This window comes from Patulibacter sp. NPDC049589 (assembly GCF_040675535.1).
Taxonomy (GTDB): Bacteria; Actinomycetota; Thermoleophilia; order Solirubrobacterales; family Solirubrobacteraceae; genus Patulibacter.
The window spans coordinates 1-12,776 of sequence record NZ_JBFAPC010000159.1 but is presented as its reverse complement, the minus strand read 5'-3'; the positions used below and the strand labels follow the sequence as shown (position 1 = coordinate 12,776).

Below are 12,776 nucleotides of genomic sequence, written 5' to 3'. Positions count from 1 at the left end.
AGGCGACCGACTGCACGACGATGCCGAGGGTGTCGGTGGCGATCGGATCGCCGAAGACGACGAAGCCGCCCAGGATGCCGACGACGTTGGCGCCGCGACCGCCACCCCGGCACGCCGTCCGGCGCCCACGAGCACCGCGTCGCGCCCGGCCCACGGCTCCGGGCCCGGACGCCCGTCCACCCCCGGTCACAAACCGCGGCCCCCGCGCGTTCCTGATTCGTGCCGCCTCCCGCACCACGCAGCGACGCGGAGCTGCTCCACGACACGCTGGACCCCGTCGAGACGTTCGCCGCGTTCTACCGACGGCACGTCGACGCCATCCTGCGCCTCTGCGCGGCCCGCGGCGTCGACGCCGACACCGCGGCGGACGTCACGTCGGACACGTTCCTCGCCGCGCTGATCCACCGCGCGACGTACGACGCCACGTACCCCGACGCCCGCCTGTGGCTCGTGTCGATCGCCGCGCGCAAGCTGATCGACCGGCACCGCCAGACCGCGGGCGACCGGCACCGCCGCGACGCGCTCCTGGCCACCGCGCCGCGGCCGACGGACCGCGACCGCGACGCCTACGCGGCGCTCGCGGACGACACGGGCGGCCGCGCGCTGGACGTCCTCGGCGATCTTCCGCAGAGCCAGCAGGACGCGATCCGCCAGCGCGTCCTGGACGACCGTCGCTACGCCGACATCGCCGCCGACCTCGGCCTCTCCGAACAGGCGACGCGGCAGCAGGTCAGCCGCGGCCTCGCCCGCCTCCGCTCCCAACTGGGACGTCAACGATGAGCACGATGCAGCGCCCCATGCCCGACTTCGCGGAGGCCCTCGAGCGGCACCTGCGGGACGCCGCCGCCGAGATCGCGTCCCCGGCGCTGGTCGCGGCGCCCGTCCCGTCCGCGCGCCCGCGCCCCCGGTGGCGGGTCGGCCGGGGCTTCGCGGCCGCCGGGTCCCTCGCCTTCGTCGCGGTCGTCGTGGCGATCGTCCTCATCGCGTCGGGCAGCGGCACGAAGACCGCGCCCGCCTTCGGCGAGCCGCTCGTCCTGAGGACGCCCCTGGTCCCGCTGCCGAAGGTCGCGCGGCCCGGCTCGTCGGCGGCGCAGATCCTCGGGCCGGAGAGCGCGACGATCACGCGCGGCCACGAGATCCCGACGTCCGCCGGCCCCGCGTACCTCTACGGCAACGCTGCCGGCCAGTGCCTGACCGTCCCGGACCCCGCCTCCCCGGAGCCCGCGGTCGAGCGCGGGGTCACCTGCTTGCCCGCCGCCGAGCTCGGGCGCTTCGGCATCACGCTCGTGCTCGGCACCGACGACGAGTCGTTCTACGTCGCCGCGATCCCGCAGGGCGTGCGCGCGCCCGTGCTGCGCACCGAGAGCGGCGAGACGCGGACGCTGGAGCCGTCGGGCGCCGGCGTCGTGACCGTCAAGGCCACCGAGCCGTCAGTCGTCACGCGGTTCGACCGCGACGGCGCGACCCGCGAGGACGCCCTGGCCCAGCCGCCGGGCTACCCGGTCGTGCCGGCCCCGCCGCCGTCCGGGAACGCCTCGGGCTGACCGCCCGCGTGGGGTGGCCGGGCGGGGTCGGACGCGCCCCGCGGCCCGGCGGCCCCGCGCCCCGCGCCCCGGCGGCCGACCGCGGCAGGTCTCAGGCGGCGATCCGCGGCCCGGCCTTGAAGACCGGGCTCGGCAGCTCGTGGCCGACGAGGCCCTCCAGGAGGGTGGCGGCCTCCAGCAGCTTCGGCAGGTCGACGCCCGACTCGATGCCGAGGTCGTCCAGCAGGTTCACGACGCCCTCGGTGGCGACGTTGCCGGCGGCGCCCTTCGCGAACGGCGAGCCGCCCAGGCCGCCGACGGACGAGTCGAAGCGCGTGACGCCGCCCTGCAGCGACGCGAAGACGTTGACGAGCCCGGTGCCGCGGGTCTCGTGGAAGTGCATCCCGATGTCGGGGCCGCCGACCTCGGCCAGCAGCTCCCGGACGCCGCGGGGGGTCGCCATCCCCGTCGTGTCCGCCAGTCCGACCGACGTGGCGCCGAGCTCGCGCGCGCGGGTCACGAGCTTCGCGACCTCGGACGGCGCGATCTCGCCCTCGTACGGCGAGCCGAAGCAGCACGAGATCGTGACGTCGATCGCGACGCCGGCGTCGCGGCCGGTCGCGCAGATCTTCTCGAGGTGCCCGAGCGCGTCGGCGATCGACATCCTCGTGTTGCTCTGGCTGTAGCCCTCGGACGCGGAGACGCCCGCGGTCAGCTCGTCGACGCCGGCCGCAACGGCGTCGGTCGCCCCGCGCGCGTTCAGCACGACGCCCGCGACCCGGAACCCGCCGAGCTCCTTCGACGCCTGTACGACCGCGGCGCTGTCGACCATCGCCGGGACGGCCTTCGGTGACACGAACGAGCCGACCTCGATCGTCCCGAAGCCGGCTGCGGCGAGGGCGCGGACGAGGCGCATGCGGTCCTCGACCGGCAGCGGGGACTCCACCTGCAGGCCGTCACGCGGCCCGACCTCGCGAAGTTCGACGGACGGGGGCAGCGCGGTGCTCACGGCCCAAACGTACCCCGGCGACCCGTCCGGCGCCTCGCCGCCGGCCCCGCCCGCTAGTCGGGGGACCAACCGCCACAACCCGGTGGGTACGGGCGATCGCGCCGTTCCGGACGTCCCACGGCCCGGATCCGCCGTCCCGTTCGGGGGACGGAACCTCCCCCAGGAGGGGATGGTGAGGCGGCGCACACCGCATACGCTCGGCGGGGCGGAAGTCGTCGAACGACCCGGTTGCCGTGGCCCTCGCGCCCGGGACGGGACGGGCGCGGCGGAGGTCAGCGCCCGATCCCGGACCCGAGGAGCTGCTCCACATGGACGACACACGACAGGAGAAGGTGCTCCGTGACGACCACCGCTGAGCTCGTCGATCGCGTCGAGGCGGCCCCGCGCGGGCCCTCGATCCTCGCGGTCTTCGACTACGACGGCACCCTGATCGACGGCTTCTCCGCCGCCGACTTCTACCGCGACCGGCTGAAGAACCGCCAGATGGGCCCGGCGGAGATCGCCTCGCTCGTCCAGGCCGCGCGCAAGGGCCTGAAGGACGCCGAATCGTTCATCGCGTTCCTCGACTCGTCGCTGGCCCGCTGGACCGGGCTCTCCGAGGCCGCCCTCTACGCCACGGGCGAGTCGCTGTTCAAGCACGAGACCGCCGGCCGCCTGCGCCGCGAGACCTACGAGCTGCTCGAGGCGCACCGCCGGATGGGCCACACGCTCGTCCTCGCGTCGTCCGCGCTGCCGTTCCAGACGCGCCCGATCGCCCGCGCGCTCGAGTTCGACCACGTCCTCTGCACCGCGGTGCAGGTCGGCGAGGACGGCCTGCTGACCGGCCGCACCGACGGGCCGCCCGTCTGGGGCCCCGAGAAGGCGCGCCGGATCGTCCAGCTGGCCGAGGAGCTCGGCGCGGACGCCGACGACGCGTTCGGCTACTCCAACGGCGGCGAGGACGTCCCGATGCTGGAGGCCGTCGGCGTCCCCGCGGCGATCGCGCCGGACGACGATCTCGTCCGCGCCGCCGCCCGCGCGGGCTGGCCGGCGCTCGAGTGCGCGGACCCGACGCCGCGGGCGACGATCAAGGACGCCGTCCGCACCGCCGCGTTCTACGGCAGCTTCGCCGGCGCGATGGGCGTCGCCGGCGGCATCGGCATCGCCCGCCGCTCGCGCCGCTCCTTCCTGGACATCGCCTTCGGGGTCGGCGCGGACGTCAGCCTGGCGGCCGCCGGGGTCGACGTCCGGGTGCTCAAGGGCGCCGAGCACCTGTGGGACTCGCGGCCCTGCCTCTTCGTCTTCAACCACAGCTCGAAGATCGACACGATCGTCGTCGCGAAGCTCCTGCGCCAGGACTTCACCGGCGTCGCGAAGGCCGAGGCCAAGAACGTGCCGATGTTCGGCCAGCTCTTCCAGCTCGCCGGCATCGCGCTGATCGACCGCAACGACAAGAACGCGGCGCAGGCCAAGATGCAGCCGCTGGTCAAGCGGCTGAAGGAGGGCACCTCCGTCGTCGTGTCCCCCGAGGGCACCCGCACGCCGACGCCGCGGATGGCGCCGTTCAAGAAGGGCCCGTTCCACATCGCGATGCAGGCCGAGGTCCCGGTCGTCCCGATCGTCTTCCGCGGCATCGACCAGGTCCAGTGGCGCGGCGCGCAGGTGATCCGGCCCGGCGTCGTCGAGGCCGTCGTCCTGCCGCCCGTGGACACCTCCGCGTGGACGGCCGCCACGGTCGGCGACCACCGCGACGAGGTCCGGGCGATGATGCAGGACGCCTTGGATCAGTGGCCCAGCTCGCCGCACGTGAGCCTGCCGGTGGGGGGTGCGGCATGAACCCGATCGGACGCGTCGCCGTCCTCGGCGCCGGCTCCTGGGGCACCACGATGGCCTCGATCGCGGCCACCAACGCGCAGGCCACGATCTGGGCGCGCGACCCCGACCTCGCCGCCGAGATCCACGGGCTGCACAAGAACAGCCGGTACCTCGGCGAGCGCCCGCTCGCCCCGGGCCTCCGCGCGACGTCGGACCTCGAGCTCGCCGTCGCGGGCGCCGACGTCGTCGCCTTCGGGATCCCGTCGCGCTCATTGCGCCAGGTCGCGCGCGACGTCGCGCCGTTCCTGCGCCCGGACATCCCCGTCGTGTCGCTGGCCAAGGGCCTCGAGCGCGAGACCCGCCTGCGGCCGAGCCAGGTGCTCGCCCAGGAGCTGCCCGACCACCCGATCGCCGTCCTCTCGGGACCGAACCTCGCGCGCGAGGTGCTCGACGGCCTCGCCGCCGCCGCCGTGATCGCGACGCCGGACCCCGACGTCGCCCGGCCGCTGCAGGACGTCTTCCGCACCGAGCTGTTCCGCGTCTACCGCAACCAGGACGTCCTGGGCTCCGAGCTCGGCGGCATCCTGAAGAACATCGTCGCGATCGCCACCGGCATGGCCGAGGGCCTGAGCGTCGGCGACAACACGCGCGCGATGGTCATCACCCGCGGGCTGGCGGAGATGACCCGCCTCGGCGTCGCGATGGGCGCCGACCCGCACACCTTCACCGGGCTGACCGGCATGGGCGACGTGATCGCCACGTGCTCGAGCACGCTCTCTCGCAACCGCCACGTCGGCCTCGAGCTCGGCCGCGGCCGCGGCATCGATGAGATCATCGCCGACATGAACCAGGTCGCCGAGGGCGTCGTCACCGCCCGGCCGGTCGTCGAGCTCGCCGCCGAGCACGACGTGGACCTGCCGATCGCCACCGAGGTGGACGCCGTCGTGAACGAGGGCCGGTCCGCCGCCGAGGCCTACCGGGGCCTGCGCAGCAGCGCGCCCGAGAGCGAGAAGCACTCCGTCGCATGAGCGCCAGCACCACGAACGACCGTCCACTCGACTGGGGCCTGTCGGACTTCAACGCGATGGAGGCGGTGATGTGGCGGGCCGAGGCCGACCCGCTGCTGAGCTCCACCGTCGTCGCCATCGAGGAGCTCGACCGGGCGCCGGAGTGGAACCGCTTCGTCTCCACCCACGAGTGGGGCAGCCGCATGGTGCCCCGCTTCCGCCAGCGGATCGACGACGGCCGCTTCGGCTACCCGGCGTGGGTCACCGACGCGTCGTTCCAGCTCCGGCACCACGTCTTCCGGGTGGAGCTGGACGGCGGCACCTGGCAGGACGTGCTCGACCGCGTCGCGGCGATCGCCCAGGCGCCGTTCGACCCCGACCGCTCGCCGTGGGAGGCCACGCTGATCACCGGCCTGCAGGAGGGCCGCGCGGCGTACGTCCTGAAGATGCACCACGCCGTCCTCGACGGCGCCGCCGGGATGCAGCTGTTCTCGAAGATGCACTCGCGGCAGCGGGAACCGACGAAGGACAAGCCGCAGCCCCTGCCGCTCCCCGTCGCGCGCACCAGCGCGCTCGTCTCCGCGGTCCGCCGCGACGCCACCGCGCTCGGCCGCGGCGTCCTGCGGCTCCCGGGGATGGGCCGCAAGGCGCTGCGCCCCGACCGCACGATCCTGGAGAGCGCCCGCTACATCACGTCGCTGCGGCGCGTGCTCGGCCCGGTCGCCGCGTCGCCGTCGCCCGTCCTGGCCAACCGCAGCGGCGCCTGGCGCTTCTTCGCGCTCGACGTCCCGCTGCCCGCGCTGCGCATCGCGGCCCGGTCCGCCGACGCCACCCTGAACGACGCGTACCTCGCCGCCGTGCTCAGCGGCTTCGCGCGGTACCACGAGGCCCTCGGCACCCCGGTCGACGCCCTGCCGATCGCGATCCCGATCGCCATCCGCAAGCCCGGCGGGGGCCAGAGCGCCACCCGCTTCGCCGGCGGGCGCCTGGCCGCGCCGACCGCGATCGCCGACCCGACCGAGCGGATGCACGCGATCGGCCGGATCGTCGCGCACCTCCGCAAGGAGACCGCGCTGGACGCCGTCGACGGCATCGCCCCGGTCCTCTCCCGGCTTCCGGGCCCGGTCCTGGCGCGGCTCGTCGCCCAGGTCTCGGCCGGCAGCGACCTCCAGGTCAGCAACATCCCGGGCATCCCCGAGGAGGACGTCTACATCGCGGGCGCCAAGGCGCTGCGGTTCTACGCCTACGGGCCGCTGCCCGGCTGCGCCGCGATGGTCGTGCTCGTCAGCCACGGGCAGACCTGCTGCGTGACCGTCAACCACGACGCCGCCGCGATCGCCGACCCGGAGCTCCTGCGGACCTGTCTCGTCGCGGGCTTCGACGAGGTGCTCGCCCTGGGCTCCCCCGACGCCCGGGCGGAGCTGCGCCGATGACGCCGATCGGGGCGCCGTTCCACCGCGGGGGCAGCGGCACACCACTCGTGATCTACCACGGGTTCACGGGCTCCTGGCGCGTGTGGAAGCACCTCTTCCCCGACCTCGAGGACGAGCACGACGTGTTCGCCCCGTCGCTGCTCGGCCACGCCGGCGGCACGACGCCCGAGCCCGGCGACGAGATCTCGATCCGCACCATCGCCGACGACGCCGAGCGGCAGCTCGACGCGCAGGGGATCGACCAGGCCCACCTGGCCGGCAACTCCCTCGGCGGCTGGCTGTCATTGGAGCTCGGCCGCCGCGGGCGCGCGCTCTCCGTCACGGCGCTGTCCCCCGCGGGCGGCTGGAACGGGCGCCGCGAGCTCGACCGCATCGTGCGGCTGATCCGCAACAGTGCCGCGCAGGCCCACCGGGCGCCGGGAATCTCCGACCGCCTGATGAAGCAGGCGTGGGCCCGCCGGGTCGGGCTGCGCGCCGTCGCCGAGCGCGGCGACCGCGTGTCCTACGACGACGCGCTGAACCTCCTCGACGACGCACGCGCCTGCGTGATCATCGACGCGTTCCTCGACTGGGTGGTCGCCGACCGCCCGCTGCCGCCGCGCGAGGTCGACGCCGACTACCCGATCACCATCGGCTGGGCGGACCGCGACCGGATGCTGCCGTTCGGCCGCTACGGCCGACCGCTGCTGGAGAACATCGGCCCGGTGGAGCTCGTGCGACTCCCGGGCGTCGGCCACGTGCCGATGCTGGACGACCCGGCCCTGGTCGCCCACACGATCCTGACCACGACGCGCCGCGTCGACGAGAAACGGAAGGCCAACGTCACATGAGCTACGAGACGACGAGCATCGACGGAGCGAAGGGCAAGATCGCCGTCCACCGTTGGACGCCGGACGGCGACGTCCGCGGCCTGGTGCTGCTGGCCCACGGCATCGGCGAGCACGCCAAGCGCTACGACCACGTCGCCGCGCACCTCAACGCCGACGGCTTCGTCGTGATCGGCCCGGACCACTACGGGCACGGGCTCTCCGACGGCGAGCCCGGCCTGATCGAGGACATCGAGGTCCTCGTCACCGACTTCGGGACCGTCGCCGACGCGGCGAAGGCCGAGTTCCCGGGGATCCCCGTCGTCGTGCTCGGCCACTCGATGGGCGGCATCATCACGACGCGCGCGATGCAGCGCGGCCTGACGCCGGCCGACGCCTGGGTCCTCTCCGGCCCGGTCGTCGGCGGCAACCCGGGCATCTTCGCGCTGCTGGAGCTGGATCCGATCCCGCCCGTGCCGATCGACCCGGGCATGCTCTCCCGCGACCCCGCCGTCGGCGAGGCCTACGGCAGCGACCCGCTCGTCTACCACGGCCCGCTCGTGCGCCCGACGCTGCAGACCCTGAAGGACGTCGTCGGCGTGATCGCGTCCGCCGACCCGATCGGCGGCATCCCGACGCTCTACCTGCACGGCGAGGAGGACCCGCTCGCGCCGTACGAGATCTCCAAGGCGGCCGTCGAGGGCCTCGGCCTGACGAACCTCGAGGAGCAGTCCTACCCCGGCGCCCGCCACGAGATCTTCAACGAGACGAACAAGGAGGAGGTGCTGGCCGACGTCAGCGCCTTCCTGAAGAAGACGCTCTAGCGCGACCGGCCCCGCCCCGAGCGTCCTGCGTCCGGGGCGCGTCGGACCGCGGCGAGGCTCGGGGCCCGGCGCGACCGTCGGTCGTGGTGGAATGGCGCCATGGCCGACGCCCCCGCCGCGACCGACGCTCCCGACGCGACGGTCGACCGGATCCTCGACGGGGCGCTGGCGGAGTTCGTCGACATCGGCATCCGGCGCGCCACGATCGGCTCGGTGGCCCGCCGGGCGGGCGTCGCGCCCGCCACGATCTACCGCCGTGTCGGGCAGCGGGACGAGCTCGTCGGCGCCGTCGTCGGCCGCGAGGTCCAGCGGACGCTGGCGACCGTCACCACGCGCCTGGAGCCCTTCTCCGCCCCCGAGGACCGGATGGTCGAGGGCTTCGTCGCCGCCCTGCGCCTGGTCGTCGACCACCCGCTGATCCGGCGGCTGCTCGATCTCGAGCCGGAGTCCCTCGCCGTCCCGTTCACGACCGGCGCCGCGCCGATCCTCGAGCTCGGCCGCGCCTACGTCGCCGCCGACCTGCGCTCCGCCGTCCGCGGCGACGCGGCCCTGGACGCCGACGCGCTGGCCGAGCTGCTGGTGCGCTTCGCCCACTCCCTCGTCCTCACGCCGTCCGAGCCGCTGGCCGACGACGAGCGCGCCCGGGCCTTCGCCCGCGCGGTGCTCGTGCCGCTCGTCGTCCGGTAGACCGGCCCGCCGAGGGCGTGCTCCGATCCCGCGCGACGCGGTGGGCACCCGTTCCGACCGTCGGGCCCGCATCGCCGGCTCCATGTTGGACGGCGCCCGCTGGTTCGACGGGGGTGGTCGACGTTTCCTCGGCAGGAGCGAGGGAATCACGACCACCTCACTTCCAGCCGAGTCACCCATGCGTATGAGGCCCTTGACGCGCAGTGAGAGAATATGGTGAATACTCTCTCATCGACGCGAAGGCGCTGAGCGACCGGCGGGAGCAGCGCCCGCCCGGGCGGGCCCGCCCACCCGATGTGGCCCGAAGCCGTCGGCGACCGCCCGGCCTACCCCCGCAGGTGCGCCCAGCTGTCGCGGTCGGTCTCCAGGAACGCCCGCAGCCGCAGCGGCGGATGCCCCGCGACCCGCTCGACGACGTCGCTGACGGCGTCGAGCTCGCCCGCCGCGATCGCCTGGTACGAGGTCACCCAGCCCTCGACCTCGAAGTCCGGGGGCGCCGTACGACGCGCGCGACGCGTAGGCCTCCTCCTCCGTCTCCTCGACGTAGGAGACCTCCCGGCCGGTGACCTCGGTGAGAACGACCGCGGCCTCGGCGAGCGACAGCCGCTCGTCGCCCGTGACGTCGTAGGTGGCCCCGTCGTGCGCGGCCGGGTCGGCGAGCACCGCCGCGGCGACGTCGGCGACGTCCTCCCGCGCGACGTACGCCACCTTGCCGTCGCCGCCCGGCCCGGCGATCACGCCGTCCTTCGACGCGAAGAACGGGACGAAGTCGAGGTACATCGTGTTGCGCAGGAACGTGAACGCCAGGCCGCTGGCGCGGATGTGCTGCTCGGTCAGCGCGTGGTGGCGGCCGAGGGTGAACGTCACGTCCTCCGCCGCCCCCAGGAACGACGTGTAGACGATGCGCTCCACGCCGGCCTCGACCGCCGCGTCGACGGCGGTGCGGTGCTCGTCGACCCGCGTGGCGGACTCCCGGCCGGAGACCAGGAAGACCGTCCGCGCCCCGCGCAGCGCGGCCACCATCCCCGCGTGGTCGTGGTACCCGGCGGCGACGGCGACCTCGGCACCGGGCAGCTCCGGCACACGGGCCACGTCGCGCACGATCAGGCGCTGCTCCAGCCCCCGCGCCGCGAGGCGCCGGGCCACGCGCCCGCCGAGGGCGCCGGTCGATCCGGTGACGGCGATGAGGCTCATGGCGTCACGCTGACACACGCGGGGGCGTCGACCCGGACGACCGGGCGAACCGGGCCGTCCGCCGCCCGGGCCGCAGCTCACCAGCGCGCGTCATGGCGCTCCATGACCCCGAACCCCTCGCGCAGCACCACGCCGCCGGGCAGCACGCCCGTGAAGGTGCCGAACGGCTGCTCGTAGCTCGAGCGGATGACGAGCAGGCGGTCGCGGCGGGCGCGGGTGGCCTCGCCGGCGAAGGCCAGGTCGACCTCGGCGCCGGCCGCGCCGGCACCGGGTCCGGCCGGATCCGCCGGGTCGCCGAGCGCCACGGTCTGGCCCGACGCGGCCGCGACCGACCGCACCCCCGACAGGTCTTCCGCGAAGCGCACCGGGCCGACGTGCACGGCCCGGCCGTCGATCCACACGGAGCGCTCGCTCGCGGCGGGGTCGTCGTGGATCCCGTCGACGAGGTTCCACCCGATCGCGCGGCCGTCCTCGTCGGTGCCGACGCCCGCCGACCAGCGCCACGCCGTGTGCCGCGGCGGGTAGCCCGCGGAGTCGTCGACGACGCCGGCGCCGTCGAAGGCGAGCTCCCGCGTTCCGAGCCGCACGGTCCCGCGGACCGGGATCCCGGCGCGCTTGAGCGTCCAGGCGTGGCCCGGCCCGTAGGGCGTGACGGTCTCCACCGCGTCGCCGCGGTCCTCGTCGAGCCGCAGGTCGACCGCGACGTCCCCGTCGGCCACGAGCACCCGCCCGGGCGTCAGCGTCACGCCGGCGCGCCACGGCCGCGTGCGCTCGTGGAGCCGTCCCTCGCCGCGGTCCCAGACCGCCCAGAAGGACTGGGTCAGCGGCCCGATGTGGACGACCCCGACGCAGACCGACAGCCCGGGCCCGTAGGCGCCGACGTAGCGCCAGCGCTTGCGGACCCGGCGGCCGAGGACCATCGGCAGCGGCGCGGGCGGCAGCGCGACGCCGCCGGGCCGGTCGGTCGCGCCGAGGAGTCCGCGGTAGGGAGCGTCGAGGGGCACGCGCGGAGTCTGGCGGACCGGGCGCGGTGGCGGGGTCGGAGGGTCCGGGCACCGGGGTCCGCCGGCGGACCGGGACCGGACGACCTCCCCCCGTCATCGGCCGACCGGCGGGCACGACCGGTCGCCCGAGGCCGGTCGGTCCTCCCGGCCCGTCGACGGCCCCATCGGATGGGCAGGGCCGGACCGACCGATTCCCGTCAGCGCACGAGGACCGGCGTGCCCTGCGGGATCCGCCGGGCGACCCAGGAGATGTCGTCGTTGTCGACGCGGACGCAGCCGTGGGAGCGGGCCGAGCCGAGCGGGTCCTTCAGGCTCGCGCCCCCGCGGCCGTGGATCCCGATCCGGCCCGGACCGCCGTCGAACTCCTGGAGGACGTTCGAGGTCAGCGTCAGCGCGACCGCCCACGGCCCGAGGAACGCCCGCGGGTCCGGCTGCCGGTTGCGCTCGTAGATCGCGGCGAGGCCCTTCGGCGTCGGCGTCCGCGGCGCGCCCACGACCGCGCGGAAGCGTCGCACGCGGCGGCCGTAGTGGTAGACGCGCACCAGCCGCCGCGCGCGGTTGACGTTGATCCAGAAGTGGCCCTGGCCGACGACGGTGTGGTCGTACGGGATCCAGCCGTCCTGGCCGGCGGGGCGGGTGGGCAGGCGCACGCGCAGCCAACGCCGGCCGTCGCGAACGACGGACTCCAGGACGAGCAGGATCATCGGCTGCGACGACCAGGTGGTCTGGACCGGGATCCGCCAGACCGCCCGGCCGGACCCGGCGTGATCCAGGGCGGTCGTCGGCGCGACGATCAGCGCGGACGTCGATCCGTGGTCGCGCGACGGCGGCGTGATCGGGAACGGCGGGGTCACCGGGTCGTCGAGCGGGTCGGCGCCCGGCGTGGCGGTGGCGGCGGCGCCGGGTGCCGCGGGCACGGCCGCGCGCGGTGCTGCCGGCACATCGAAGTCCGGGAGCGCAGTCCCCGCGGGCGAGGTCGTCCGGGCGCACGCGACGGCGGCCCGGCGCCGGGCCCCGAGACCCGCGGCCACGACCGTTGCGGATGCCGGCGAGGCGGGCGCAGACGCGACCGGCGCGGAGCCCACGGCCGGGGCGGCCGCGGCCGACATCGGCGCGGCCACCACCACCGCGGCGACGGGCGACGGCGCGACGGCGGCGGGGACGGGCGCGACGAGCACGGTCGGCAGGCTAGACCTCCGGCCCGCCGCCGTGTCGCAGCGCGCTACTTCGTGGGCTTCGCCGGGCGCGCGGCCTCGAACGCGGCCTGCACGTCCTTGGCCTCGAGGCCGAGCGTCTTCGCGATCGCGGCGTAGCGCGCGGCGTCCTTGGCCGCGTGGTCCTTCTCGTGGGCGGCGGCGATGTCGGCCAGCGCCGTCTTCACCTTCGCCTCGTCGATGCCGAGGCCCGTGGCGAGCGCGGCGACGAGCTTCGTGTCGTCCTTGCCCGGGCCACCCGGGCCGCCGCCCGGGCCGCCGCGGTGACCGGCGCCGCCGGG

General features: G+C 75.3%; 11 protein-coding genes and 2 pseudogenes. 8 read left to right on the top strand and 5 right to left on the bottom strand.

The genetic code is table 11. The features are described from left to right. The first annotated feature begins 219 nt into the window (after nucleotides 1-219). Complete coding sequence (locus tag AB0L40_RS22425; RefSeq protein WP_364359935.1) at nucleotides 220-780, top strand: RNA polymerase sigma factor; 561 nt, start codon at nucleotides 220-222, stop codon at nucleotides 778-780. 5 nt (nucleotides 781-785) lie between these two features. Continuing rightward, nucleotides 786-1,544: a hypothetical protein gene (locus tag AB0L40_RS22420; RefSeq protein ID WP_364359932.1), complete on the top strand. Its 759-nt coding sequence runs from the start codon at nucleotides 786-788 to the stop codon at nucleotides 1,542-1,544. Between the two features lie 91 nt (nucleotides 1,545-1,635). On the opposite strand, the gene AB0L40_RS22415 is transcribed toward AB0L40_RS22420, so the two are convergent. After that, nucleotides 1,636-2,532 (bottom strand): hydroxymethylglutaryl-CoA lyase, encoded by an 897-nt coding sequence (locus tag AB0L40_RS22415; RefSeq protein WP_364359926.1) that lies wholly within the window; start codon nucleotides 2,530-2,532, stop codon nucleotides 1,636-1,638. 339 nt (nucleotides 2,533-2,871) lie between these two features. Between AB0L40_RS22415 and AB0L40_RS22410 the strand changes: the two genes are divergently transcribed. From AB0L40_RS22410 to AB0L40_RS22385, 6 genes are all read left to right on the top strand, one after another. Continuing rightward, complete coding sequence (locus AB0L40_RS22410) at nucleotides 2,872-4,347, top strand: HAD-IB family hydrolase (protein ID WP_364359923.1); 1,476 nt, start codon at nucleotides 2,872-2,874, stop codon at nucleotides 4,345-4,347. After that, nucleotides 4,344-5,354, top strand: coding sequence for an NAD(P)H-dependent glycerol-3-phosphate dehydrogenase (locus AB0L40_RS22405; protein ID WP_364359920.1), 1,011 nt, complete (start codon nucleotides 4,344-4,346; stop codon nucleotides 5,352-5,354). The genes AB0L40_RS22410 and AB0L40_RS22405 overlap by 4 nt, the downstream gene beginning before the upstream one ends. Next, complete coding sequence (locus tag AB0L40_RS22400) at nucleotides 5,351-6,766, top strand: wax ester/triacylglycerol synthase domain-containing protein (RefSeq protein ID WP_364359917.1); 1,416 nt, start codon at nucleotides 5,351-5,353, stop codon at nucleotides 6,764-6,766. The genes AB0L40_RS22405 and AB0L40_RS22400 overlap by 4 nt, the downstream gene beginning before the upstream one ends. Further along, nucleotides 6,763-7,596, top strand: coding sequence for an alpha/beta fold hydrolase (locus AB0L40_RS22395; protein WP_364359914.1), 834 nt, complete (start codon nucleotides 6,763-6,765; stop codon nucleotides 7,594-7,596). Before AB0L40_RS22400 ends, AB0L40_RS22395 begins: the two co-directional genes overlap by 4 nt. Continuing rightward, nucleotides 7,593-8,396, top strand: a complete 804-nt coding sequence (locus AB0L40_RS22390; RefSeq protein ID WP_364359911.1) for a lysophospholipase — start codon at nucleotides 7,593-7,595, stop codon at nucleotides 8,394-8,396. The genes AB0L40_RS22395 and AB0L40_RS22390 overlap by 4 nt, the downstream gene beginning before the upstream one ends. Before the next feature lie 99 nt (nucleotides 8,397-8,495). Further along, the gene (locus AB0L40_RS22385; RefSeq protein ID WP_364359908.1) at nucleotides 8,496-9,083 is read left to right on the top strand and encodes a helix-turn-helix domain-containing protein; all 588 of its coding nucleotides are present in this window, start codon (nucleotides 8,496-8,498) and stop codon (nucleotides 9,081-9,083) included. Between the two features lie 326 nt (nucleotides 9,084-9,409). On the opposite strand, the pseudogene AB0L40_RS22380 reads toward AB0L40_RS22385, so the two are convergent. The 4 genes and pseudogenes from AB0L40_RS22380 to AB0L40_RS22365 form a co-directional block, all read right to left on the bottom strand. After that, nucleotides 9,410-10,277, bottom strand: a pseudogene (locus tag AB0L40_RS22380) (SDR family oxidoreductase). Nucleotides 10,278-10,354: 77 nt separating this feature from the next. After that, on the bottom strand, nucleotides 10,355-11,281 hold the full coding sequence (locus tag AB0L40_RS22375; RefSeq protein WP_364359905.1) for a DUF2804 family protein: 927 nt from the start codon (nucleotides 11,279-11,281) through the stop codon (nucleotides 10,355-10,357). A gap of 197 nt (nucleotides 11,282-11,478) precedes the next feature. Beyond that, complete coding sequence (locus AB0L40_RS22370; protein ID WP_364359902.1) at nucleotides 11,479-12,459, bottom strand: L,D-transpeptidase; 981 nt, start codon at nucleotides 12,457-12,459, stop codon at nucleotides 11,479-11,481. Between the two features lie 44 nt (nucleotides 12,460-12,503). Next, a pseudogene (locus tag AB0L40_RS22365) lies at nucleotides 12,504-12,776 on the bottom strand (hypothetical protein); the annotation flags it as partial.